General features: G+C 67.6%; 17 protein-coding genes. 8 read left to right on the top strand and 9 right to left on the bottom strand.

What is annotated here, in order from left to right:
* Positions 1–38: 38 nt before the first annotated feature.
* Genes ACTJLD_RS11385 through ACTJLD_RS11375 form a run of 3 tightly spaced genes read right to left on the bottom strand, consistent with a single transcriptional unit; the run spans position 39 to position 3963 of the window.
* Positions 39–1451 carry a c-type cytochrome gene (locus ACTJLD_RS11385; protein ID WP_440658764.1) on the bottom strand — a complete coding sequence of 471 codons (1413 nt, stop codon included), beginning with the start codon at positions 1449–1451 and terminating at the stop codon, positions 39–41.
* Complete coding sequence (locus tag ACTJLD_RS11380; protein ID WP_021163240.1) at positions 1448–3226, bottom strand: GMC family oxidoreductase; 1779 nt, start codon at positions 3224–3226, stop codon at positions 1448–1450. Before ACTJLD_RS11380 ends, ACTJLD_RS11385 begins: the two co-directional genes overlap by 4 nt.
* Entirely contained in the window at positions 3226–3963 is a 738-nt protein-coding gene (locus ACTJLD_RS11375) for a gluconate 2-dehydrogenase subunit 3 family protein (protein WP_060207677.1), read from the bottom strand. Before ACTJLD_RS11375 ends, ACTJLD_RS11380 begins: the two co-directional genes overlap by 1 nt.
* 604 nt (positions 3964–4567) lie before the next feature.
* Here ACTJLD_RS11375 and ACTJLD_RS11370 point away from each other — a divergent pair.
* Positions 4568–5152 (top strand): RNA 2'-phosphotransferase, encoded by a 585-nt coding sequence (locus tag ACTJLD_RS11370; protein ID WP_440658762.1) that lies wholly within the window; start codon positions 4568–4570, stop codon positions 5150–5152.
* Positions 5153–5161: 9 nt separating this feature from the next.
* Here ACTJLD_RS11370 and ACTJLD_RS11365 read toward each other — a convergent pair whose 3' ends face one another.
* Complete coding sequence (locus tag ACTJLD_RS11365) at positions 5162–5578, bottom strand: DUF3995 domain-containing protein (protein ID WP_027791422.1); 417 nt, start codon at positions 5576–5578, stop codon at positions 5162–5164.
* Positions 5579–5879: 301 nt separating this feature from the next.
* Here ACTJLD_RS11365 and ald point away from each other — a divergent pair, with 301 nt between their 5' ends.
* A complete protein-coding gene (gene ald, locus ACTJLD_RS11360) occupies positions 5880–6995 on the top strand; it encodes an alanine dehydrogenase (protein WP_060207496.1) in 1116 nt (371 codons plus the stop codon).
* A gap of 48 nt (positions 6996–7043) precedes the next feature.
* Here ald and polX read toward each other — a convergent pair whose 3' ends face one another.
* The 4 genes from polX to ACTJLD_RS11340 all read right to left on the bottom strand — a co-directional run bounded on the left by polX (position 7044) and on the right by ACTJLD_RS11340 (position 11932).
* Entirely contained in the window at positions 7044–8810 is a 1767-nt protein-coding gene (gene polX / locus ACTJLD_RS11355) for a DNA polymerase/3'-5' exonuclease PolX (protein ID WP_334003022.1), read from the bottom strand.
* A gap of 148 nt (positions 8811–8958) precedes the next feature.
* Positions 8959–9351: a TraR/DksA family transcriptional regulator gene (locus tag ACTJLD_RS11350; RefSeq protein ID WP_034196043.1), complete on the bottom strand. Its 393-nt coding sequence runs from the start codon at positions 9349–9351 to the stop codon at positions 8959–8961.
* A 380-nt stretch (positions 9352–9731) separates the two neighbouring features.
* Positions 9732–11147, bottom strand: a complete 1416-nt coding sequence (locus ACTJLD_RS11345) for an undecaprenyl-phosphate glucose phosphotransferase (protein ID WP_027791418.1) — start codon at positions 11145–11147, stop codon at positions 9732–9734.
* A 2-nt stretch (positions 11148–11149) separates the two neighbouring features.
* The gene (locus ACTJLD_RS11340; protein WP_027791417.1) at positions 11150–11932 is read right to left on the bottom strand and encodes a Crp/Fnr family transcriptional regulator; all 783 of its coding nucleotides are present in this window, start codon (positions 11930–11932) and stop codon (positions 11150–11152) included.
* A gap of 923 nt (positions 11933–12855) precedes the next feature.
* On the opposite strand from ACTJLD_RS11340, the gene ACTJLD_RS11335 reads away from it, so the two are divergent.
* The 6 genes from ACTJLD_RS11335 to ACTJLD_RS11310 all read left to right on the top strand — a co-directional run bounded on the left by ACTJLD_RS11335 (position 12856) and on the right by ACTJLD_RS11310 (position 19776).
* On the top strand, positions 12856–13638 hold the full coding sequence (locus tag ACTJLD_RS11335; protein ID WP_027791416.1) for a Crp/Fnr family transcriptional regulator: 783 nt from the start codon (positions 12856–12858) through the stop codon (positions 13636–13638).
* A gap of 190 nt (positions 13639–13828) precedes the next feature.
* Positions 13829–14080, top strand: coding sequence for an acyl carrier protein (locus ACTJLD_RS11330; RefSeq protein WP_006490451.1), 252 nt, complete (start codon positions 13829–13831; stop codon positions 14078–14080).
* Positions 14077–15273 carry an acyl-CoA dehydrogenase family protein gene (locus ACTJLD_RS11325; protein ID WP_027791415.1) on the top strand — a complete coding sequence of 399 codons (1197 nt, stop codon included), beginning with the start codon at positions 14077–14079 and terminating at the stop codon, positions 15271–15273. Before ACTJLD_RS11330 ends, ACTJLD_RS11325 begins: the two co-directional genes overlap by 4 nt.
* A complete protein-coding gene (locus ACTJLD_RS11320) occupies positions 15270–16244 on the top strand; it encodes an amino acid--[acyl-carrier-protein] ligase (protein ID WP_059696323.1) in 975 nt (324 codons plus the stop codon). Before ACTJLD_RS11325 ends, ACTJLD_RS11320 begins: the two co-directional genes overlap by 4 nt.
* Positions 16241–17299, top strand: coding sequence for a DUF1839 family protein (locus tag ACTJLD_RS11315; RefSeq protein ID WP_440658757.1), 1059 nt, complete (start codon positions 16241–16243; stop codon positions 17297–17299). The genes ACTJLD_RS11320 and ACTJLD_RS11315 overlap by 4 nt, the downstream gene beginning before the upstream one ends.
* The gene (locus ACTJLD_RS11310; protein WP_146253249.1) at positions 17296–19776 is read left to right on the top strand and encodes a glycoside hydrolase family 2 protein; all 2481 of its coding nucleotides are present in this window, start codon (positions 17296–17298) and stop codon (positions 19774–19776) included. The genes ACTJLD_RS11315 and ACTJLD_RS11310 overlap by 4 nt, the downstream gene beginning before the upstream one ends.
* A 45-nt stretch (positions 19777–19821) precedes the next feature.
* On the opposite strand, the gene ACTJLD_RS11305 is transcribed toward ACTJLD_RS11310, so the two are convergent.
* Positions 19822–21213 (bottom strand): sigma-54 dependent transcriptional regulator, encoded by a 1392-nt coding sequence (locus tag ACTJLD_RS11305; protein WP_034196042.1) that lies wholly within the window; start codon positions 21211–21213, stop codon positions 19822–19824.
* Positions 21214–22467 lie beyond the last annotated feature (1254 nt).

The following is a 22467-nucleotide window of genomic DNA, read 5'->3' as shown; positions in this document are numbered from 1 at the left end:
CACATCGGACAGGCGGGACGGGCGCCCCGCCGCCCCCGTCAGCGCGACGCTTGCGGGAACCGCGCGCCCGGCGGCGGTTCGGGCCGGGTCGACGGCACGCTCTTGCGCACCTTCGCGACCTGCGCGGCGGTCACCGGCGCCCCCGTGTTGCCCCAGCTCGTGCGCACGAAGTTGGACACGTCCGCGACTTCCTGGTCCGACAGGCGCCAGCCGAACGGCGGCATCGTGAACGTCGACGGCGCGGTGCGCGTGCCCTGCAGCGCGCTGCCTTCCAGCACGACGTGGATCAGCGAGGTCGGATCGTCGCCCTGTACGACCGGGTTGCCGGCGAGCGCCGGGAACACGCGCGTGTAGCCATGGCCGTCGCTGCGGTGGCAGGCCGTGCAGTTGTCGCGATAGACGGCCGCGCCCGGCTTGCTCGCATCGCCGGCCTGCAGGGCCTTGGCAGCCGCCGCGTCGTACACGTGCGGCTGCTCGCCCTGCACGCGCGGCGGCAGCGTCTTCAGGTAGCGCGCGATTGCGTTCAGGTCGTCGTCGGTCATGTGCTGCATGCTGTGGCCGACCACGTCCGTCATCCCGCCGAATGCAGCCGTGCGCAGCGTGCGGCCCGTCTTCAGGAACTGCACGATCTCGGTTTCATTCCACGTGCCGAGGCCCGTGCGCGGCTCGCCGCGCAGGCTCGTCGGCACCCAGCCGTCGATCGCCGCACCGCCGGCCAGGAAGTCCGGGCCGTCCGCGTCGGTCAGCCCGCGCTCCTGCATCGTCGGCGCGCGCGGCGTGTGGCACGCGCCGCAGTGGCCGAGACCCTGCACGAGATACGCGCCGCGCGCGACCACCGGATCGGTGTACGGCGCCGCGTCGAACGGCTTCGGCGTCGGGGCGAACATCTTGCGCCAGATCGTAAGCGGCCAGCGCATCGACAGCGGCCACACGATGTCGACCGCACGGTTCTCGTGCTCGACGGGCGCGACGCCGTGCATGAAGTACGCGTACAGCGCCTTCATGTCGTCGTCGGTCAGGCGCGCGTACGACGGGAACGGCATGGCCGGATACATCGTGTCGCCGTTCTTGCGCACGCCTTCGCGCACCGCGCGCGTGAAGTCCTCGTAAGTCCAGCCGCCAAGGCCCGTCTTCGGGTCCGGCGTGATGTTCGTCGAATAGATGCCGCCGATCGGCGTGTCGAATTTCAGCCCGCCCGCGAACGGCTTGCCGCCGCTCGCGGTATGACACGCGATACAGTCGCCCGCGCGCGCGAGGTATTCGCCGCGCTTGATCAGGTTCGCGTCGGCGGATCGGGCCGCGGGTGCGGTCGCCGGGCCGGAAGCCGCCGCAGGCGCAGCCGGCTGCGCGAACGCCGTCGAGCCGGCGAAGCCGAGCGCGGCCCAGGCCGCACCGGCCGCCAGCGCGCGCGACATCCGGCGCGCGATGTTGTGGTTCATCGTCCTCTTCATACGGTCACCAGCGGAGCGGGATTTTTCAGGTATTGCTCGCGGATCGCACGTGCCGACCAGTAGGCCAGCGCCGCGATGATCCCGGTCGGGTTGTAGCCGATGCCCTGCGGCAGCGCCGATGCGCCCATCACGAACACGTTGTGCACGTCCCAGCACTGCAGGTAACGGTTCAGCACGCTCGTCTTCGGGTCGGTGCCCATGATCGCGCCGCCGACGAGGTGGGTCGTCTGGTACGCGCGCGAATCGAAGTGCTTGCCGAACTCGCGCGTCGACACGCCGATCGCCTTCGGCCCCATCGCCTCCGCGATCTTCTTCATCTGCCCGGTCACGTACTGCGCCATCTTGATGTCGTTGTCCTTCCAGTCGAAGGTCATCCGCAGCAGCGGCTGGCCGTACGAATCGCGATAGGTCGGATCGAGGTCGAGGTACACGTCGCGATACGACATGTTGGTGCCGTGCGCGTCCATCGAGATCGTGTGCGCGTAGTTGTCCTTGACCGCCTTCTTCCACGCCGAGCCCCACTGCGGCGTACCGGGCGGCGTCGCGATGCCGCTGATCGGCTTCACGCCGGCCTGGTTCACCCACAGCGGCGAGCCGCCGACGAAGCCGAGCGGGCCGTGGTCGAAGTTGTCCGCGTTGAAATCGTCCACCGCGACGCCGTTACCGCCCGCGCCGATGAACGGATTCGTGTAGGTATCCTTGTCGAAGAACGCCTTGATCGTCGACAGGTTCTGGTACGCGAAATTGCGACCCACCACGCCTTCGCCCGAGATCGGGTCGTACGGCTTGCCGATGCCCGACAGCAGCAGCAGGTGCACGTTGTGGTACTGGAACGCGGCCACGATCACGAGATCGGCCGGCTGGTGCACTTCACGCCCGGCCGGGTCGACATAGGTCACGCCCGTCGCGCGCTTCTTCGTGTCGTCGAGGTCGACGCGCAGCACGTGGCACTTCGAGCGCAGCTCGAAGTTCGGCGCCTGCTTCAGCGCGGGCAGGATGTTCAGGTTCGGCGACGCCTTCGAGTACATGTAGCACGCGTAACCGCTGCAGTAGCCGCAGAAGTTGCACGGGCCCATCTGTACGCCGTACGGGTTCGTGTACGGGCCCGACGTGTTCGCCGACGGCAGCCGGTACGGATGCAGGCCGAGCGACTTCGCTGCATCGGAGAAGCGCTGCGCCGAATACGTGTTGAGCTGCGCGGGCAGCGGGAAGTTGTCGCTGCGGTTCGCTTCGAACACGTTGCCGTCGCCGACCACCTTGCCGCCGACCTTGTACGCCTGCCCCGACGTGCCGAACACCTTCTCCGCGAAATCGAAATGCGGCTCGAGCTCGTCGTAGGTCACGCCGGTGTCCTGGATCGTCATCCCTTCGGGGATGAACTTCTTGCCGTAGCGCTCTTCATAGTGGCTGCGCAGGCGCAGCTCTTCCGGCGTGATCCGGAAATGCACGCCCGACCAGTGCAGCCCCGCGCCGCCCACGCCTTCACCCGGCAGGAACGCGGCGAGCTGCCGGTACGGCAGCGCGGTGTCCTGCAGCCCGTGGCGGATCGACACCGTCGTCTTCGACAGATCGAGGAACAGCTTCTTGCGGATGTTGTAGGTCAGCTCGTCGATCGTGTTCGGATACGCGCCGTCCGGATAGGTGTCGCGATACTCGCCGCGCTCGAGCGCGACCACGTTCAAGCCCGCTTCGGTCAGTTCCTTCGCGAGAATCGCGCCAGTCCAGCCGAAGCCGACGATCACCGCATCGACATGCGGTTTTTTCTCTGCGGCCATCAGCTGCGCTCCCCGTTGATCGAGACGGGGCCGTATGGATAGGGCTTGCCGCTCTGGTTGACGAAATCCATGAAGTCCGCGCGTGCGCCGGGAAAACCGATCATCTTCCACGCGGCCATGTCGTGATTGCCGCCATGCACCGGATCGCAGAAATAGCCTTCGCGCGTGTTCTGCAGCAGCTGGCCGAAGAACACGCCGGGCGGCACGTCGTCGATCTGCGCGCCGCCCTTCTCCAGCGCGCCGAGAACGGTGTCGCGCGTCGGCGCGTCGAGATCCGCGAACGCCTTGCCGTGGGTCTTCTCGCAATAGCGGTTGACCGCCGCGATACCGAGCCGGTAGATGTCGCGCGGCACCAGCTTCAGCTGGTAGCCAAGCTCGGGCACGCCCTGCTGGAACGGCCCCTGCATGTACCAGGTCGCGCCGTGCGCATACGGCGTCTCCATCTGGCGGTCGATGAATTCGGGCACGCCCGATTCGAGCGCGCCGGGGCCTTCGGCGTCGGCCGGAATCAGCCGGTCGACGGCGGCCTGGACGAACGCCCATTCCTTCGCATCGAAGAAGGTCGGCTTGTACGGGGCGCGTTCGGCGCTGGCCGATGCACCGGGCGCGTTGCCGGTCGTCGCGGAAGGCGACGACGAGCGCAGGTCGCAGCCGGCGACCGACGCGATCGGCACGAGCGCGACCGACGTGCGCAGGAAACGGCGGCGCGAGTTGGGTTTGTCAGGTGGCGTGGACATGGTCGGATGTTGATCGTTGGGGATCTCGGGGCCCGGACGCGCGCACTCCGCATGCGGCATGTCCGGCATGGCAGCCTTGCCGCAACCGGCTGGCCGTCCTGTTCTTTCGTCTGTTGCGAACAACCTCGATGCAGGCGCCGCCCGTGCAATGCGCGGCAGCGCCTTCATGCGGCCGCGCATCGCGCCGGTTCAGGCTGCGCTGCGCGGATCGGCTTCTTTGTGAGCCCTATCATCTGACAAATACCGGCATCTGCCTGCATCTGCCCCTCATCGCTCATGACCCTCATTCAACTTAGACGTCGCGTTTGCCGACAGCAAGCGCAACGCGCACGACCCTCTTTCGGGCCCGGCGACAAGTGCCGCGAATTATATATGGAACCGGTTCCATTCAAAGGTACGCCAATGCAATTCAATGCATCGAAAATCGCAACAATTGAAAAATCCGGAAGCCGGAACGCGAAAGGATTCGCGCGATTACCCGCCGACACGGGCGTCAGGGAAAGGATTGTCGTGTGTCGGGTTTCGCGGAAGGCTGTGGCTTTCCAGCCACGCGGCGCACCCGTGGGTGCCGGTTTGCATCGCGCTCTGGTAGCCTCCGCGTCTCATGAGACCACAGAAGAATGAACTGCCGGCGGCCGACGCGACCCGCATCAGCCGAACCCTCAGCTACCTGCTGCGCCACGCGCCGCAAACGATCGGGCTGCGGCTCGACCCGGAAGGCTGGGCCGACATCGACGAACTGATCGCCGGCATCGCCCGCCTGGGGCATCCCGTCGATCGCGCGACGCTCGAAACCGTCTGCGCGACCAACGACAAGCAGCGCTTCGCCCTCTCCGACGACGGCCGACGCATCCGCGCGGTACAAGGCCATTCGACGCCCGTCGTGCAGCGCTGCTATCCGGTCGCGCAACCGCCCGAGCGCCTCTATCACGGCACCGCGACGCGCTTCCTGGATTCGATTCGGGCGCAAGGGCTGATACCCGGCGCCCGTCATCACGTGCATCTGTCGCCTGACGTCCGGACCGCGCTGGCCGTCGGCACGCGCTACGGCGTGCCCGTGATTCTCGAGGTCGATGCGCAGCGCATGCATCGGCAAGGCCACACGTTCTTCGTCGCCGAAAACGGCGTATGGCTGACGGATGCCGTGCCGGCCGAATACCTTACGGAGCGGGACGCGCCTGCACGCTGAGACGCGCGGTCACCGCGGCCAGAACATCGATGCGATGGACAGCGCCAGCGCCGCGCAAAGCGGCGAGTAATACAGTGTGTCCATCCGTGCGAAACGCGACCCGCGAATCCGCTTGAAGAAGCCGACGTAACGGAAATCGCCGACGGCCCGCACCGCGAAGATCAATGCGAGCGCAACGACCGCGAACGAGATCGTGCCGGGATACGGGTTCGGCCCCAGCCAGCCGGCACGCGCGGCAACCACACACGCACCGCCCAGCAATGCCGCCGCGACGGCGAGCGTGCCGATGGCGGTCGGCCGCAGCAGCGGCTCGCCGTCCTGCTCCGGAATGGCCGCACGCTTGCCGCGCCGCCCGCCCAACGCCCAGTACACGTGAATGAGCGCGATCGCGCAAAGCGTCGGCACGCTGAAATACGCCCCGGTCATGTCGGTCAATGCCCTCGTCTCGTTGTGTCGTTATCTCGACGTGCTGCCGGCAAAACGCCGGCGCGCGGCCCCGGGCCGCGACACACATGACGATACCGAAACCCGGCAACACGCGCATTGCGACCTCCGGTCGCAACCCGCCAAGACGGATGTTGCAACGCAGTGCGCGCGGGCCGGCCGCTTGACTTCCCTCCGCGCACTACTACCCTGTTATTCCAGTACCGCGGTCGATACGCATCCGCGCGATCGGCCGCACGGCGCACCTGCACGACAACGATAACGAAGGCCATGGAGGCGACTCATGCTGATCGGCGTGCCGAAGGAGATCAAGAACCACGAATACCGTGTCGGCCTCACGCCGGCCGGCGCGCGCGAACTCACTCGGCACGGCCACCGCGTGCTGGTGCAGCGCGGCGCGGGCACCGCGATCGGCCTGCTCGACAACGACTACACGGCCGCGGGCGCATCGCTCTGCGACGGCGCCGACGAAGTCTTCGCGCGTGCCGACATGATCATCAAGGTCAAGGAGCCGCAGCCGGCGGAATGCGCGATGCTGCGGCGCGGGCAGATCCTCTACACGTACCTGCATCTCGCGCCCGATCCCGGACAGGCCGCGGCACTCGTGAAATCCGGCGCCGTCTGCATCGCGTACGAAACCGTGACGGGCCCGGGCGGCGGCCTGCCGCTGCTCGCGCCGATGAGCGAGGTGGCCGGGCGCATGTCGATCCAGGTCGCGGCGACCCACCTCGAAAGCCCGCGCGGCGGGCGCGGCCTGCTGATGGCCGGTGTGCCCGGCGTGCCGGCCGCGCACGTCGTCGTGCTCGGCGCAGGCGTGGTGGGCACCGGCGCACTGCAGATGGCGGTCGGCCTCGGCGCGCGCGTCACCGTGCTCGACACCAACGTGAACCGGCTGCGCCAGCTCGACCTCGTGTTCGCCAACCGGATAGCGACCGTCTGCTCGAACGCGCACACGATCGACGAAGCCGTGCGCGATGCCGACGTCGTGATCGGCGCCGTACTCGTGCCGGGCGCATCGGCGCCGCGGCTCGTCACGCGCGACATGATCGCGACGATGCGCAAGGGGGCGGTCGTCGTCGACGTCGCGATCGACCAGGGCGGATGCTTCGAGACTTCGCATGCGACGACGCACGCGGACCCGACCTTCGTCGTCGACGGCGTCGTGCACTACTGCGTCGCGAACATGCCCGGCGCGGTCGCGCGCACGTCGACCTTCGCGCTGAACAACGCGACGCTCGGGCACGCGCTCGCACTCGCCGACAAGGGCTGGAAGCAGGCGATGACCGACGATCCGCACCTGCGCGCGGGCCTGAACGTGTGCGACGGACACATCACGTACGAAGCGGTCGCGCTGGCGCTCGGCCTGCCCTACGTGCCGGCGGCCGGCGTGCTGGCATGACGTGACCGCCTTCTCGCACGGCGGGCGGCTCGCGCCCGCCTGCCGCGTTCATGCGCCCTTCGAGCCGCGGCGCCTGGACGCGCCGTCTACTCCCATCGTGCGTGCAAGCAGCGGCCTCAATTGCGCGAGCGTGCGCGTGTTCAGCACGTCGGGCCGCGTCAGCCAGCCGCGTCGCGCCTGATCGACGCCGTATGCGAGATTGTCGAGATCGTCCGTGCTGCACGCATCCGAGCCGATCGCCACCGGCACGCCGGCCTTCGCGGCCTCGCGGCACCAGATGTCCGGCAGGTCGAGCCGCCGCGGCTGCGCATCGAGTTCGACGAAACAGCCGCGCGCCGCGGCATGCGCGATCACGCGTGCCACGTCGAGTTCGCATGCGGCGCGCTCGCCGAGCATGCGGCCCGTCGGGTGCGCGAGAATCGTGAAATGCGGCTGGTCCATCGCGCGCAGCACGCGCGCGGTCTGCGCATCGCGCGACAACTCGAAGCCGTCGCGTACCGCACCGACCACGAGATCGAGCCGGCCGAGCAACGCATCGGGCACGTCGAGGCTGCCGTCCTCGAGAATGCCAGCCTCCACGCCCTTGAGCAGCACGAAATCGTCGAACGACGCGTTCAGGCGGTCGATCTCGTCGAGTTGCCGGGCAAGCCAGTCGAAGCCGTCGCGGCCGCCGCCGGCATCCGGTGCCCGGTCGGTGATGGCCAGGTACGCGAATCCGCGTGCGCGTGCCGCATCGACCATCGCGCGCAAGCTGTCGCGGCCGGCCGATGCGTCGGTATGCGCATGCAGGTCGCCATGCACATGCTTGCGCTCGACCAGCGCCGGTAGCGCGCCCGCGCGCGCCGCGTCGATCTCGCCACGATCCTCGCGCAATTCGGGCGGAACTTCGTGCAGCCCGATCGCCGCGTACACCGACGCCTCGGTCGCGCCGGCAATCCGTTCGTCACCGCGAAACACACCATATTCGTTGATCTTCAGCCCGCCGGCCTGCGCGATCCTGCGCAACGCGATGTTGTGCGCCTTCGATCCGGTGAAGTAGACGAGTGCCGCGCCGAACGCATCGGCATCGACGACGCGCAGGTCGACCTGCAACCCGCTCGCGAGCACGACGCTTGACTTCGTCTTGCCGTGCGCCAGCACGCGCGCAACCTCGCCGTAACCGACGAACGCGTCGGCGACGGCCTGCGGGTCGCGTGCGGTGACGAGGATGTCGAGATCGCCGACCGTCTCGCGGCGGCGGCGGAAGCTGCCGGCCGGCACGGCCTTGCCGACACCCGCAATCGCGCGCAGGCGTTCGAGCAGCGGCAGCAGCGCGTGCGCCGCATCCGGCAGCAGGAAGCGTTGGGGTTCGCGTTGCAGCCGGTCGTCGATCGCTTCGAGCAGATGGGCTTCGGTTTTCGCGCCGAAGCCGGGCAATTCACGCACGTGCCCGCTCTTCGCCTCGGCGCGAAGCTGTTCGAGCGAATCGACGTGCAGCGCGTCATGCAGCGCCTTCACGCGTTTCGCGCCGAGCCCCGGCACGTCGAGCAGTTCGACGATCGCGCCCGGCAGCGCGTGACGCAGCGTTTGCTGCAGTTCGCAGGTGCCGGTCGCGGCGATCTCGCGCAGCTTCGACGCGAGATCGGGCCCGATCGACGGAATCTTCCCGAGATCGTCGCCGTTCGCGATCATCGTCGCGATATCGCGCCCGTAGTCGGCGATCGTGCGCGCGGCGTTGCGATACGCACGCACCCGGAACGGATTGGCGCCCTGGATCTCGAGCATGTCGGCGATCTCGGCGAACACGGCCGCACACCCGGCATTGTGGATCGGCATGATCGGCGTGGCTCCCTTCCACGTGGATGGTGCCGCGCGCGTGCGCGACGCCGTCTGCCCGCGCGGTGCCGCATGCCGACGCCGCCGGGCGCACGTTCGTCATCGTACGCCGGCCGTGCGTCGCGTGCAGCGACGTTGCGGCGCGACGTCAGAGGGTGGCGCGCGGCGTCGTGGCGTAGTGCCGCTCGTAGATCGACTGGCAATGCGTGCAGCGTTCGGCGGCCGGGCGCGCCAGCAGGCGCTCGTAGCCGACCGAACCGTCGCAGTCGATGCATTCGCCGTAGCTGCCGTCGCGCATCCGCTGCTGCGCGCGGCCGACCGCGCGCAGTTCGGTCAGTTTCATGCCGATCAATGCATGATCGACGTCGACGAACAGGTCCGCATTCGCCTCGTCGCCCTCGTCCGGCGCCGCGCCGGCGAGATCTGCATAGGATTCCGACGCGCGCTGGTCTTCGCTCGTGCGTATCTCCGCACGTAACGTCTGCTCGCTCTCGTTCAGCCGCTGTTTCAGCGTCTGCCGTTGTTGTGCGTCGAGCGCCATGGCCGTCTCTCCTGTTCCGGGTTCCGCGCGGAAAATGGTCGCGCGCAGTGTCGCGCCGGTGTGCGACGGGCAAGGTTCGACCGGCGCCGCCGCGCCACGGATACGCGCCCGGACGCATCAGGCGCCGGACGCATTCGATGCAGGATAAACCCATTGCACACGCGTGTGTTGACCGGAATCAGCGTGCCCCGCGATGCACGTGAAGGCTTGCGGAAACTGGGGACGGACGCGAAAACACGATGCAGGATTCACGCCGCAACGCCCGTCAGCGCAGCCGCAGCGCAGCAATTCGCCGCATGATCGCGTCTGTCCTTCGGTTCGGCATCGATCCACCGACGGATTCGCCGGCGTGATTTACCGCACCGGACGATTCGCAATCCTCAAAAGGCATTCCGGCCGATGAACCCTCGCACGACCGTCAACAGGATGATCTTCATGTCGAACCAGAAGCTCCAGTTCTGCATGTAGAACAGGTCGAACTTGACGCGCGCCTCCATCGCCTCGACCTTGCGCGTCTCGCCGCGATAGCCGTTCACCTGTGCCCATCCGGTGATGCCGGGCCGCACGCGGTAGCGGTACATGTAGCAGTCGATCAGTTGCCGGTAAAGGTCGTCGTGTTCGATCGCATGCGGACGCGGGCCGACGACCGACATCTGCCCGAACAGCACGTTGAAGAACTGCGGCAACTCGTCGAGCGACGTGCGCCGCAGGAACGCGCCGACGCGCGTGATGCGCGCATCGTTGCGCGATGCCTGCCGCACGACGCCCGGTTGTGCGCGATGCACGCGCATCGTCCGGAACTTCAGGATGTCGAACTCCCGGCCGTCGACGCCCTTGCGGCGCTGCCTGAACAGCACGGGCCCCGGCGACGACAGCTTGACCGCGATCGCCAGCATCGACAGCAGCGGCAGCAGCGGAATCAGCACACCGAATGCGAACAGCCGGTCGAACGCGAACTTCGCCCACAGCTCCGGCGCCGAGCGCGGCGTGGTCGCGAGATTGATCGCCGGCATGCCGAGCACGTCGGTCGCCGAGCGATCGACCATCGCCATCTGCCGCACGTCGGGCAGCAGCCGCAATTCCACGAACTCGTCGCGCAACTCGCGGACGATGCGCTGGATCCGCCACTCTTGCGACATCGGCAGCGTGAGCCATACCTCGTCGATCTCGCCACCGCGAATCAGGTCGCGCAGTGCGTTCCAGTCGTCGATCACCGGCACGCCGCCGATGCCGCCCGCGGCAGCCGGCGCGTCGTCATCGAATACGCACGCCGCCACGAAAGGGCCCTGCGGCGCGAGCTGCATCCGCTCGACCGCGACACGCCCGTACGCCGTCGCACCGACCACCGCGACGCGGCGCTGCCGCGCGCGCGGGTCGTCGCGCGTCAGTGCCAGCGCCAGCAGCGCGGCACGGCCGAGCAGCAGCGCCGCGTCGCCGGCCAGCACCGTGCGCGCGATCCAGCGTGTCGTGATCGTGCCGCCGCGGTTCATGATCCACATCGCGGCGCCCACCGTCAGCACGCTCGCGCAGACGAGCGCCACGATCGTCTGCGTCAGCGCATGCGTGCCGCCTTGCGGCGCCACGCTGCCGCGCACGGTGCGCAGGTAGCGCGGCAGCAACGCCACCGTCAGCACGCACAGCAGCGCGATCGCGCCGCGCTGCGCGTCGGACAGCGCGCGCCACGCGAGGCCCGAGGCCGCCTGCGCCGCGAGCGCGCCGGCCAGCACGAGTACGGCGTCGGTCGCTGCGATCGCGGCACGCCGCATCGCATTCGTTCCACCGAACCTCGGCTGCATCGTCACGCACCATGTGCGGGGAACCCGCGATGCCCGTCCGGCATGCGGGGCCGAACGGGTGTCGGCCTCGCCGTCTCGCGCGTGCCGAGCAGCCTGCGATAGTCGGCGCGAATCAGGTCGTAGCATTCGCACGCGTGATGTTCGAGGCCGTCGCGGTCGAGCACCGTGATGCGGCCGCGGCGCTGCCTGATCAGTCCGGCTTCCTGCAGGTTGCCGGCCGCTTCCGTCACGCCTTCGCGCCGCACGCCGAGCATGTTCGCGATCGTCTGCTGCGTGACCGCCAGTTCGTCGCCGTCGATGCGGTCGTGCGCGAGCAGCAGCCAGCGGCTGAGCTGCTCGCTGACCGAGTGATGCCGGTTGCACAGCGCGCTGCGCGAGATCTGCGCCATCGCGGCCTGGCAGTAGCTGAGCAGCAGCCGGTAGGTCGCCGGCGACCGCTCGAATTCGGCGCGCATCACGCAGCTCGGCACACGATAGGCCATCCCGCCGATGCGGACCTCGATCCGGTGCGACGCCGCGGCGCCACCGACCAGCGTCGCCAGACCGACCACTCCCTCGCGGCCGACCTGCGCCACCTCGACCATCGCACCATCCTCCATCAGGTGCTGCACCGACATCATCGACGTCGTCGGGAAATGCACGTGGCGCATCGGTTCGCCGACCCGCTCGAGCATCCCGGCCTTGATCCTGACCAGTTCGAGATGCGGTGCGATGGTGCGGATGCTGTCCTCCGGGAGGGCATCGAGGATGGCATTCGCCGAGTAGCTCGAGTGAAGATGAAGCATGTCTGTATCCCTTTTATCGTTCGCGCCGCTTGCAGCCGCGGGCACGGAACTCGTTATCGCGATGCGCGCCCGGACGTCGGCGGTGGTTGCGGCCCACAACCCTGATTCCGACCGACCCTCGGCTCATTGCCGCCGGATCGAATCGGCCGTCCCGTTTCGACACGCCAGCCCGAATAAGCGATTTACGTGCCAAACCTTGTCCATCCTTAATATGTGAATCACGCCCGATTTAGATCGCCCGAATTACCGGCTCAAAACCAGAAAAAGCGTCTCATTTCCGGACACTCTTCCGGGCGCCGGACACCGCGAGCTATTTGACTGATCATTTCCCCTGCATCGAACCAAGACAGATACGGCGGGGCTGCCAGGCTTGTCGCTCATATACTTACAGTCGATTTTCAATTGTTTCCGTGATGTGCCCTGCAGCACTTCGCTGCGGCATCATGCCTCGCACGGCCGTTTGAAACTGTCTCAAATTTGAATCGACACACTAAATTCAGGCTCTGTTACCTGACGCACATTTCACTCGTACACAATTGATTTTTATAGATATTTTTGCTAGCGTCATTCGATTGTCAAATAATGTTCAATGTCCGCCCGGCACTTTCTCCGCACGAAGCACGGCACCGTTCGATTGATTCCCGTTCGACATCGAATGAATGTCAAACGTCCCATTCGATTTCCGGATGATTAATTCCACTAAAACGAATCATTAAATCCGGATAACATTCCCGCCCGCCAAAAATCGTCAAACTTTGTGAAATGACGCAATGTGCAATTGATCGAATTCAATGGCGTGTTAGCCTTTTCGCGAGTATCGTCACTCCATTTCTGACGAACAAAAGTCCGCACGATCGTGCGAATTCCCCATTTTCGGGGTATCGCCGAGACGACGCGCGACCGCCACCCTACGAGGATGCGCCGTGACTCACCAGGCCCCTGACACCGTCGCGTACGCGAACGGCATGATCGAGCTTTCTCACAGCTTCGATGCGAACCGGTTTCTCGCGGCCGTCGACCGCGACGAGCTCGCGACATTCGCCCCCCACCTTCAACTTGTCCACCTGAAATCGGGGCAAGTGCTCTGCGAGCCCGGCGAAATGCTCGCCGCAGTCTACTTGCCCGTCACGACCGCGATTTCGCTGCAGTACGTGTCGTCCGGCGGCATGACGCTGGAAGTCGCGGAGATCGGCAGCGAGAGCGTGGCGTGCGACGACGTGATCGGCGGCAGCGGCCGGATGCCCTGCCGGGCAGTGGCCTGCCGCGACGGTTTCGCCTACCGGCTCGACCGGCGCGTGTTCGCCGCCGCGTTCGACGCGTCGCCGGTCATTCGCCATCTCGTGTTCGTCTGCGTGCGGCTGCTGATGGCGCAGGTCTCGCAGATCACGTTCTGCAGCCGTCATCACGTGCTCAAACATCAGTTATGCAGATGGTTCCTGCTCGCGTACGACCGGACCCGCAGCATCGAGATCCAGGTGACGCACAGCATGCTGGCGCAGATGCTCGGCGTGCGGCGCGAAACGGTCACCGATGCCGCCGGCGAGATCCAGAAGCTGGGCCTGATCCGGCAATACCGGAGTTCGATCGAGCTCGCCGACCTCGACGGTCTCGAGAAGATGTCGTGCGGCTGCCGCGCGATCGTGCGTGACGAGATGAAGCGCATCCTGTCGGCCGACTCGGGTGTGCCGGCCGCTTCGCGCGCCTGACCCGCCTCCCCGCCTGCCCGCGCGGCGCTTCGGTGTTGCGCTTCCTCGGTACGCAGGGTTAGCGGTTTGTAGGGTGGCGAACAGAACGCCGTGCCTGCCAATGGTCTACTGATGCCGGACTGCCGGGGGGACGTCAGCGCGTATGCCGCGTCTGCCCGAGCGGACGACACCACGCACGCCGGAGCAGCACGTGAAAAACGAAATCAGAACCATCCTCAAGCACGTCGCCCACCTCGAAGCCGCGATCGATTCGATCGGCGACGGGGACGACCTCTACGAAGCGGGCCTCTCGTCGCTCGATACGATCCAGCTGATGCTCGCGATCGAGAAGCAATTCAACATCGAGATTCCCGACGAGATGCTGAACCGCAACCTGTTCCGCAGCATCGACGCGCTCGCGGACACGATCGCCACGCTGCAACGCACCGAGCATTCCGCATGAGCGCGCTGCTTCCCGAACTCGCGACCGACAGCGATGCGCGTCGGCTCGACGAGGCCGCGCATGCCGTCGCGCAGATCGCCGCGCAGCACGCGGACGCGGTCGACCGCGACGCGCGCTGCCCCGTCGAGGCGATCGAGGCGATGCGCGCGCGCCGCCTGCTCGGCGCAATGGTGCCGACCCATCTCGGCGGCGCTGGCGCGTCGCTGGAGGACATCGCGTCGGCCTGTTCGATTCTCGGCCAGGCCTGCGCGTCGTCGGCCATGGTGTTCGCGATGCACCAGATCCAGGTCGCCTGCATCGTCGACCACGCGGTCGACCAGGGCTGGCACAAGCTGTTCCTGCAGCAACTCGTGCGCCACCAGTGGCTGCTCGCATCGGCTACGTCGGAAAACGGCGTCGGCGGCAACCTGCGCGCAAGCCAGTGCGCGCTCGAAACCGACAACGGCGAGTTCCGGCTGCGCAAATCCGCGCCGACGATCTCGTACGGCGACTATGCGGACGGCATCCTCGCGACCGCACGACGCGATGCGGACGCCCCGGCTTCCGAGCAGGTGCTCGTCACGCTGCTGCGCGACGGCTACACGCTCACGCGCCGCGGCGAATGGGACACGCTCGGGATGCGCGGCACCTGCAGCAACGGTTTCGAGCTCGACGCGCAAGGCGCCGCCGTCCAGTGCCTGCCGGTGCCGTTCGCGAAGATCGCCGAGGAAACGATGGTGCCGGTGTCGCACATCCTGTGGGCCGCGGTCTGGATCGGCGTGGCCGGCGACGCGTTCCATCGCGCGCACCAGTTCTTCCGCGCGCAGGCACGCCAGACCGACGGCGCACCGTCGCCCGCGTCGCGACGCATCGCCGAATCGCTCGCGCTGATGCAGGCCATGCAGGCCCGTGTCGACAACGTGCTGCGCCTCCACGCGAATGCGACCGCGCGCTCGTGGTCGGCCGGGATGGCCTGGGCCGCCGAGATCAACACGCTGAAGACCTACGTGTCGACGACCGCGCTGGAAGTCGCGCACCAGGCCATGATGATCTGCGGGATGGCCGGCTACAAGCAAGGCACGCCGTTCAGCATCGGCCGCCACATTCGCGACCTGCATGCGGCGCCGCTGATGATCAGCAACGACCGCATTGCCACCAACACCTCGAACCTGCTGCTCGCGCTGCGTCCTGCGACGCTGGAGAAACATACGTGAACGATCGCCTTGCCGTGCCCTCCGCCGCCTCCGCTCCCGCCGACGCACCGCTCGACCGCCCGGGCGTCAACCCACTGCGCGACGAACTGATCGACGCGGGCCTGCTGGTCTCGACCGGCATTCAGGGCCTGTTCGGCCGCAGTGAACGGTTCGAGCGCGTCGTGGAAGCGCTCGACGCGTTCGTCACGCGCATCGGCGCCGACCAGCAGGCCGAAGTGCTGCGCTTTCCGCCGGCCATGAGCCGCATCGAGTTCGAGCGCAGCGAATACATGAAGAGCTTCCCGCAGCTCGCGGGCAGCGTGCATGCGTTCTGCGGCGACGAACGCCAGCACCAGCGCGTACTGCAGTGCCTCGACCGCGGCGACGACTGGACGGAAAGCCAGAAGCCGACCTATGTCGTGATGACGCCGGCCGCGTGCTACCCCGTCTACCCTGTCGTGGCGCGCGCGGGCGCGCTGCCGGCCGACGGCCGGATCGTCGACGTATTCTCGTACTGCTTCCGCCACGAGCCGTCGCTCGATCCGACCCGCATGCAGTTGTTCCGGATGCGCGAATACGTGCGGATCGGCACGCCCGAGCAGATCGTCTCGTTCCGCGAGACCTGGATCGAACGCGGCACGCGGATGATCGAGGCGCTGCGCCTGCCCAACGCGATCGACCTCGCGAACGACCCGTTCTTCGGGCGCGGCGGCAAGATCGTCGCGAACAGCCAGCGCGAGCAGAACCTGAAGTTCGAGCTGCTGATCCCGATCGAGCACGACGATCGCCAGACCGCCTGCCTGAGCTTCAATTACCACATGGACCATTTCGGGCTGCTGTGGAACATCCGCACCGCGACGGACGAGGTCGCGCACACGGGCTGCGTCGGCTTCGGCCTCGAACGGCTCACGCTCGCGCTGTTCCGCCACCACGGCTTCGACATCGATGCATGGCCGCGTGAAGTCCGCGACGTGCTGTGGGGCACGCGATGAGATTCGTGTCCCGCGACGGCGAAGACGCGTCGTTCGAGGATGTGCGCCACCGTGCGCGCCACTACCGGCCGCATCCGCTGCACAGCCAGGAGATGGTCTGGAAGCAGACCAACTGCTACGTCGACATGTGGCTCGAAGTGCTCCGGTGGTGGGGTTTCAATCCGTACGCGGCGCTGCCGTTCACGATCGCGCTCGATTTCGAGGGCGACCAGTTCACGTTCTTCAAGTTTCCGCACGACGAACTGGAGCGGCTGTACGGCATCGTCGTGCAGGAGCACTCGATCTACGAACCGCTCGACCGGCACATCGAGACGCAGGTCGCGCGCGGTCACCTGATGATCGTCGAAGTCGACGCGTGGTTCCTGCCCGATACGCGCGGCAGCAGCTACCGCACGCAGCACACGAAGACGACGATCGGCATCGATGCGATCGACCGCGCGAATCGCCAGATCGGCTACTTCCACAACAGCGGTTATTACGTGGCCGAGGATTTCGACTACGACGGGCTCGTCGGCGGCAGCTTGCCGATGACGCTGCCGCCCTATGTCGAATGCGCGAAACGGCGGTTTGCGCCGCTCGACGAACGCACGCTGTGCGAGACGTCGCTCGCCGCGCTGCAGCGCCACCTGCGGCGCCTGCCGGTGGTCGACCCGATCGCCGCGTTCCGGCGGCAGTTGCAGACCGACGCGCGGACGCTCGCCGATTCGCCGCTCGAGCGCTTTCATGCGTACTCGTTCAACTCGGTACGGCAGCTTGGCGCGAACTTCGAGCTGTTCGGCCATTACGCGCGCTGGCTGCAGGCCAGCGGCTGCGTCGGGCCGTTCGCCGAGATCCGCGCCGCGTGCGACCGCATCGCGTCCGAAGCGATGGTGCTGGAATTCCGGCTCGCACGCGCCTGCGCGCGCGGCAAGGAAGAACGCGGCGATTCGACGCTCGAAGCGATCGAGGCCGCCTACGCGGACGTGGTCGCATGCGCGCGGCAGATCGGCTTGCCGTTGCGGCACATGACGCCCGTGCACAGCGACACGGCGGCACCCGTGCCGGTCATGCGGTGACGCGCACGCGCGCCCTGCCCGCGTGGTCGATGCTGGCGACGGCCGCGGGGGCCGCACGGGAACCGCGCGATCTCCCGGCCGCCGGCAACGGCTGGATTCCGGCGGCCGTGCCCGGTACCGTCGCACAGTCGCTCGCGCTCGCCGGCCGGCTCGACGAAGCCGTATCGCTCGACGAACGCGACCACTGGTACCGGATCGAACTGCGCGGACACGGGCCTCGCGTGCTGCGCTTTCACGGCCTCGCGACGCTCGCGCAGGCGTGGCTCGACGACACGCCGATCCTCCGCTCCGACAGCATGTTCGTCGCGCATGACGTGCCCGTGTCGCTCGACGGGTCGCACCGGCTGACCCTCTGTTTCCGCGCGCTCGCCCCGCACCTGCGCGACGCGCGCGCGCCGCGCCGCGCGCGCTGGCGCACGCGCCTCGCGGAGCCGGCGGCCCTGCGCACGATCCGCACGTCGCTGTTCGGGCACATGCCGGGCTGGTTTCCGCCGCATGTGCCGACCGGCCCGTGGCGGCCCGTGGACGTGCTCGATCCGGCCGACGGGCCCGTTCTCGCCGATTGCAACCTGCATGCGCGCATCGAAGGCGACACCGGCTGGCTCGACGCGGACCTGACGTTCGCCGCACCGCTGCCCGACGCGCTCGCGGCACGGCTGTCGTGCGGCCAGCACCACGCCACGCTCGAACGTGCGGGTCCCGACCGCCTGCGCGCTAGCGTCGCGGTGCCCAACGTGTGCCGCTGGTGGCCGCATACGCACGGCGAGCCGGTGCTGTACGACATCGCGCTGCATATCGGCGCCGAGCGTCGGCCGCTCGGCGCGACGGGCTTTCGCACGATCGAGGTCGACCCCGGCGCCGACGGCAAGGGCTTCGGGCTGCGCGTCAACGGCGTGCCCGTGTTCGCGCGCGGCGCGTGCTGGAGCAGCGCCGCGCCGCTCGCGCTGCACGCGGACGACGCCACCTACGCCCGCCTGCTCGGGCTCGCGCGCGACGCCGGCTTCAACATGATCCGCGTCGGCGGCACGATGACCTACGAAGCCGATGCCTTTCACGCGTGGTGCGACCGGCTCGGCCTGCTGGTCTGGCAGGATTTCATGTTCGCGAACTTCGACTACGCGCTCGACGATCCCGCATTCGCGGACAACGTCGATCGCGAGGCCCGACAGTTCCTCTCGCGTCACGGCGCATCGCCGTCGCTTGCCGTCCTGTGCGGCGGCAGCGAGATCGCGCAGCAGGCCGCGATGTCCGGGCTCGGGCCGAAGCAGCGCTTCCTCGAGCTGACCGCCGACCGGCTGGCCGGCCATGCGGCCGCATGCCGGCCCGACGTCCCGTACGTGCCCGATTCGCCCGACGGCGGCGTGCTGCCGTTCATGCCGCGCGAACGCGTGTCGCACTATTACGGTGTCGGTGCCTACCTGCGCCCGCTCGATGACGCGCGCCGCGCGGACGTGCGCTTCGCGAGCGAATGCCTCGCGTTCTCGAACGTGCCATGCGACGCGACGCTCGCCGAGCTCGGCTGGCCCGGCGTGCACGAGCCGCGCTGGAAAACCGCCGTGCCGCGCGACCCCGGCACGTCGTGGGATTTCGAGGACATTCGCGACCACTATCTGCAGACGCTGTACGACGTCGTGCCCGACCGGCTGCGGCGCGAGGATCCGGCGCGCTACTTCGAACTGTCGCGCGCGGTAGTCGCCGACGTGATGCGCGAGACGTTTTCCGAATGGCGGCGCACCGGCTCGCGCTGCGCCGGCGCGCTGGTCTGGCAGTTCCAGGACGTGATGCCGGGTGCCGGCTGGGGGGTAATCGACGCCGCGCACCGGCCGAAATCGGCGTGGCATGCGCTGCGCCAGGTGCTGCAACCCGTACAGGTGCTGCTCGTCGACGAAGGCCTGAACGGGCTCGACGTGCATGTCGTCAACGAGCGCCCCGCGCCGCTGTCGGCGGCGCTCGAACTGGTCGCGCTGCGCGACGGCCGCACGGCGGTTGCACGGGCCGGCTGCCCGGTTCGGATCGCCGCGCACGACACGGTGCGGATCGGTTCGGCCGAGCTGCTCGGCCGCTTCTTCGACTGGACCTACGCGTACCGCTTCGGGCCCTGCGAACACGACACCGTCGTCGCGACCCTGCGCGGCGACGACGGCACCCTGCTGTCGCAGGCATTCCATTTCCCGTCCCGTACGCATCCGGCGGTGCTGGCGCGCCGCGAACTCGGGCTGGAGGCGTGTGTGTCGCGTACCGGCGACACGTGGCACGTCGACATCGATACACGGCACGTCGCACGCCATGTGCAGATCGATGCGCCGGGATTCGTGCCGCGCGACGACTGGTTCCATCTCGCGCCCGGCACGCCGGCGCGCGTGGTGCTCGTTCCGCTTGGAACGGCCGGGAAGAATGGGGCCGCGGATGGGCCGCCGGCCGTGGAAATCCGCGCCGTGAACGCCGCGCGCGCGGTGCGCGCCACGCAGGCCGGTTGACGCGGCGCTCGCGGCTGCGCAAGCCGCGAGCGCCGCAGTCGAATCTCAGTCGGACGAGCCCGTCCCGCGCGGCCGCTCGATCCCGTATGCCTCCATCCAGCGGTACAGCGTCGCGCGCGACACCCCGAGCTCCCGCGCCGAAGCCGCGACGCGCCCGCGCGTGCGCAGCAGCGCCGTTTCGATTGCCTCGCGCTCGATCGACTTGCGGATGTCGGCCACCGACGGCGACGCCGCATCGAGACAGTATTCGAGTTCGAGATCCTGGGCGGTGATCAGGCGGCCTTCCGTCATCACGACCGCGCGGCGCACGCGGTTGATCAGTTCGCGAACGTTGCCGGGCCAGTCGTGCTTGTACAGCGCCGTGATCGCATCCGTCGAGAAGCCGCGTACGCGGTGGCGCGCGTCGCCGCGGAAGCGCTCGAGCATGTGATGCGCGAGCAGCTCGATGTCCTTGCCGCGCGCGCGCAGCGGCGGCTGGTCGATGCGCATCACGCACAGCCGGTGGAACAGGTCGGCCCGGAAGCGCCCTTCCTCCATCGCGTCGCGCAGGTCGACGTGCGTCGCCGACACGATCCTGACATCGACCGGCACCGGATCGCTGCCGCCAAGGCGATGGATCGCACGCTCCTGCAGAAAACGCAGCAAGCTTGCCTGGCTCTCGTGCGGCAGGTCGCCGATCTCGTCGAGCAGCAGCGTGCCGCCGTTCGCCGCTTCGACATAACCGATCTTGCGCGCGTTCGCGCCCGTAAACGCGCCGCGCTCGTAGCCGAACAGTTCGGATTGCAGCAGATGTGGCGGAATGGCGCCGCAGTTGACCGCGACGAACGGGCCGTTGCGGCGCTCCGAATGGCGATGGATCGCGACGGCCGTCAACTCCTTGCCGGTCCCCGTTTCGCCGAACACGAACACCGGTGCGTCCGTGCGCGCGAAGCGCCGCACCGTATCGAACAGCCGCAGCATCGCGCTGCAGGTGCCGACAATGCCTTTCTCTTCGGATTCGAGCCGTTCGCGGTCGCGCGCGAACAGGCATTCCATGCCGTACGCATGGCCAACCGTATCGGCGATCCGCTGGTGCGACGCCGGCAACGTGACGTAATCGAAGCAATAGTCGCGCAACAGCGCGCGCACGTTCGGCGAAGCCGTCTGGCCGACGTCGACGAGTGCGACCCAGACGACGTCGCGCATCGACGCGCAGGTCGACGCAATGCTGCCGATCGCGTCGGCGTGGCCGCCGCTCAGGTCGAGGATGCCGCAGGTGATCTCGCCGGATGTATCGCGCAGCTCACTCGCCTGCGCGACGATCGACACTTTCCAGTCGCGTCGCGACAGTTCCTTTCGCAGCATGACGGACGGCGACTGCGTCCAGTAAATCAGCGGACGCTGCCCGTTACCACTCCCCGCGCCGGCGCTCTTATCGCGCGTTATTGGCATATTCATAACGAACCATCACTTTCTCCACTCCGCGAACCGTTCGCGTGCGCTGCGGCCGGCGGCGCATGGCCGCCTTTCCGCGCTGCGTTTCCGCAGCTTTGGCGAAGATCGAAACTGCACACGGCGAGAACCCCCGGAGGTCGAGCCGGATGTCATCCGGCCTCGTTGTCATCTAACTCGAAGGGAACGCGCGGCTGCGGGAGCCACGACGTTCCCGCTTTGAAGCGACCCGCCGTCAAGGCGGAGCGCGTCGGCAGACGGGAATGCCGCCGGCATGTGCGTCACGTCGTACACGACAATGGCGCCCGATGCCGAACCGGATGGCCGCCAACCCGCTCCCGGAATGACCGCCGCATTTCATCCGCATCTGAATTTACACCCCGTTTCGAGATGGTCGTGTTACCAAAAGATAATCCTGAATCAACCGGTTACGCGACCTGTCGCACCGCACCACACGTGTTTGTGCACTGAGATTTGATTATCTACGAGCATTCCAGTCAATCAGTGGCAAATACTACTTTTCCGCAAGATGGGGACGGTCGATTGCCTGTGATATTCATCGAAATCCCCCGGAATGGGCGGCACCGCATTTCATTTTCCACATAATCGGGCCCACCGGCGGCAGGCCGCATCGTATCGCGACCGCATGCGGCCTGCCCGTCCTGCTCTTGTCGGTTACATGCCGTAATCAACCACGCCGCGTCGTGCATCCCGTTCCGCTGTGCCGGCGCACGGCGAAACGCCCGCCGCGCACGCCGGTCATGCTCCGGCGAATCGTCGCGGCCAGGCGTGATGCCGATCGTGCCGACCGCCGCCTCCCGCAGTGCAGCATGGCGACGCCCGGTTGCGTCACGCCCGTGCACTGCATTCCATCTGTAAGGATGCGGGCTGCCCGTTGTCGCAGTCGGCCATGCCGCACCGCCTGGTCGCCAGCCGCGGCGACGACGCATCGCCGCGGTGGCGCATGCGTGCAAACAATGGCGTGGGGATGAGGGACGCGTGTGCCGCGCGGGCGCGCACGATCCGGAAGGAATTCGACGAGGCTCCACACGGTCTGCCCATGCGATGCAGCCGACCGCGTGCGCGAGGGTGCACCTGGCACCGCCATGCACGATCGCCCCGTCGTGAATGCTCGAAATCTTCAAGTCCTGCCCCGGTTCTTTATTGACGTTCGATGTTGGCTGGCCGCGCATCGAGGCGGGCCGCGACGATGGATCAATTATGGAAAAGCACCGGCCGCCGCGGTGTGTGCTACCGCAC

Source organism: Burkholderia sp. 22088, assembly GCF_052045915.1.
In the GTDB taxonomy this organism is placed as follows: domain Bacteria; phylum Pseudomonadota; class Gammaproteobacteria; order Burkholderiales; family Burkholderiaceae; genus Burkholderia; species Burkholderia cepacia.
Note: the sequence above shows the minus strand (reverse complement) of the source record. Positions and strands in the feature narration are given on the sequence as shown.

Bases quoted from the DNA above. Each gene is read 5' to 3' on its own strand.
- ACTJLD_RS11305 (WP_034196042.1), bottom strand. From the start codon at position 21,213: ATGAATATGCCAATAACGCGCGATAAGAGCGCCGGCGCGGGGAGTGGT.
- ACTJLD_RS11375 (WP_060207677.1), bottom strand. From the start codon at position 3,963: ATGTCCACGCCACCTGACAAACCCAACTCGCGCCGCCGTTTCCTGCGC.
- ACTJLD_RS11370 (WP_440658762.1), top strand. From the start codon at position 4,568: ATGAGACCACAGAAGAATGAACTGCCGGCGGCCGACGCGACCCGCATC.
- ACTJLD_RS11385 (WP_440658764.1), bottom strand. From the start codon at position 1,451: ATGAAGAGGACGATGAACCACAACATCGCGCGCCGGATGTCGCGCGCG.
- ACTJLD_RS11325 (WP_027791415.1), top strand. From the start codon at position 14,077: ATGAGCGCGCTGCTTCCCGAACTCGCGACCGACAGCGATGCGCGTCGG.
- ACTJLD_RS11345 (WP_027791418.1), bottom strand. From the start codon at position 11,147: ATGCAGCCGAGGTTCGGTGGAACGAATGCGATGCGGCGTGCCGCGATC.
- ACTJLD_RS11380 (WP_021163240.1), bottom strand. From the start codon at position 3,226: ATGGCCGCAGAGAAAAAACCGCATGTCGATGCGGTGATCGTCGGCTTC.
- ACTJLD_RS11350 (WP_034196043.1), bottom strand. From the start codon at position 9,351: ATGGCGCTCGACGCACAACAACGGCAGACGCTGAAACAGCGGCTGAAC.
- ACTJLD_RS11340 (WP_027791417.1), bottom strand. From the start codon at position 11,932: ATGCTTCATCTTCACTCGAGCTACTCGGCGAATGCCATCCTCGATGCC.
- ACTJLD_RS11315 (WP_440658757.1), top strand. From the start codon at position 16,241: ATGAGATTCGTGTCCCGCGACGGCGAAGACGCGTCGTTCGAGGATGTG.
- ACTJLD_RS11365 (WP_027791422.1), bottom strand. From the start codon at position 5,578: ATGACCGGGGCGTATTTCAGCGTGCCGACGCTTTGCGCGATCGCGCTC.
- polX (WP_334003022.1), bottom strand. From the start codon at position 8,810: ATGCCGATCCACAATGCCGGGTGTGCGGCCGTGTTCGCCGAGATCGCC.
- ald (WP_060207496.1), top strand. From the start codon at position 5,880: ATGCTGATCGGCGTGCCGAAGGAGATCAAGAACCACGAATACCGTGTC.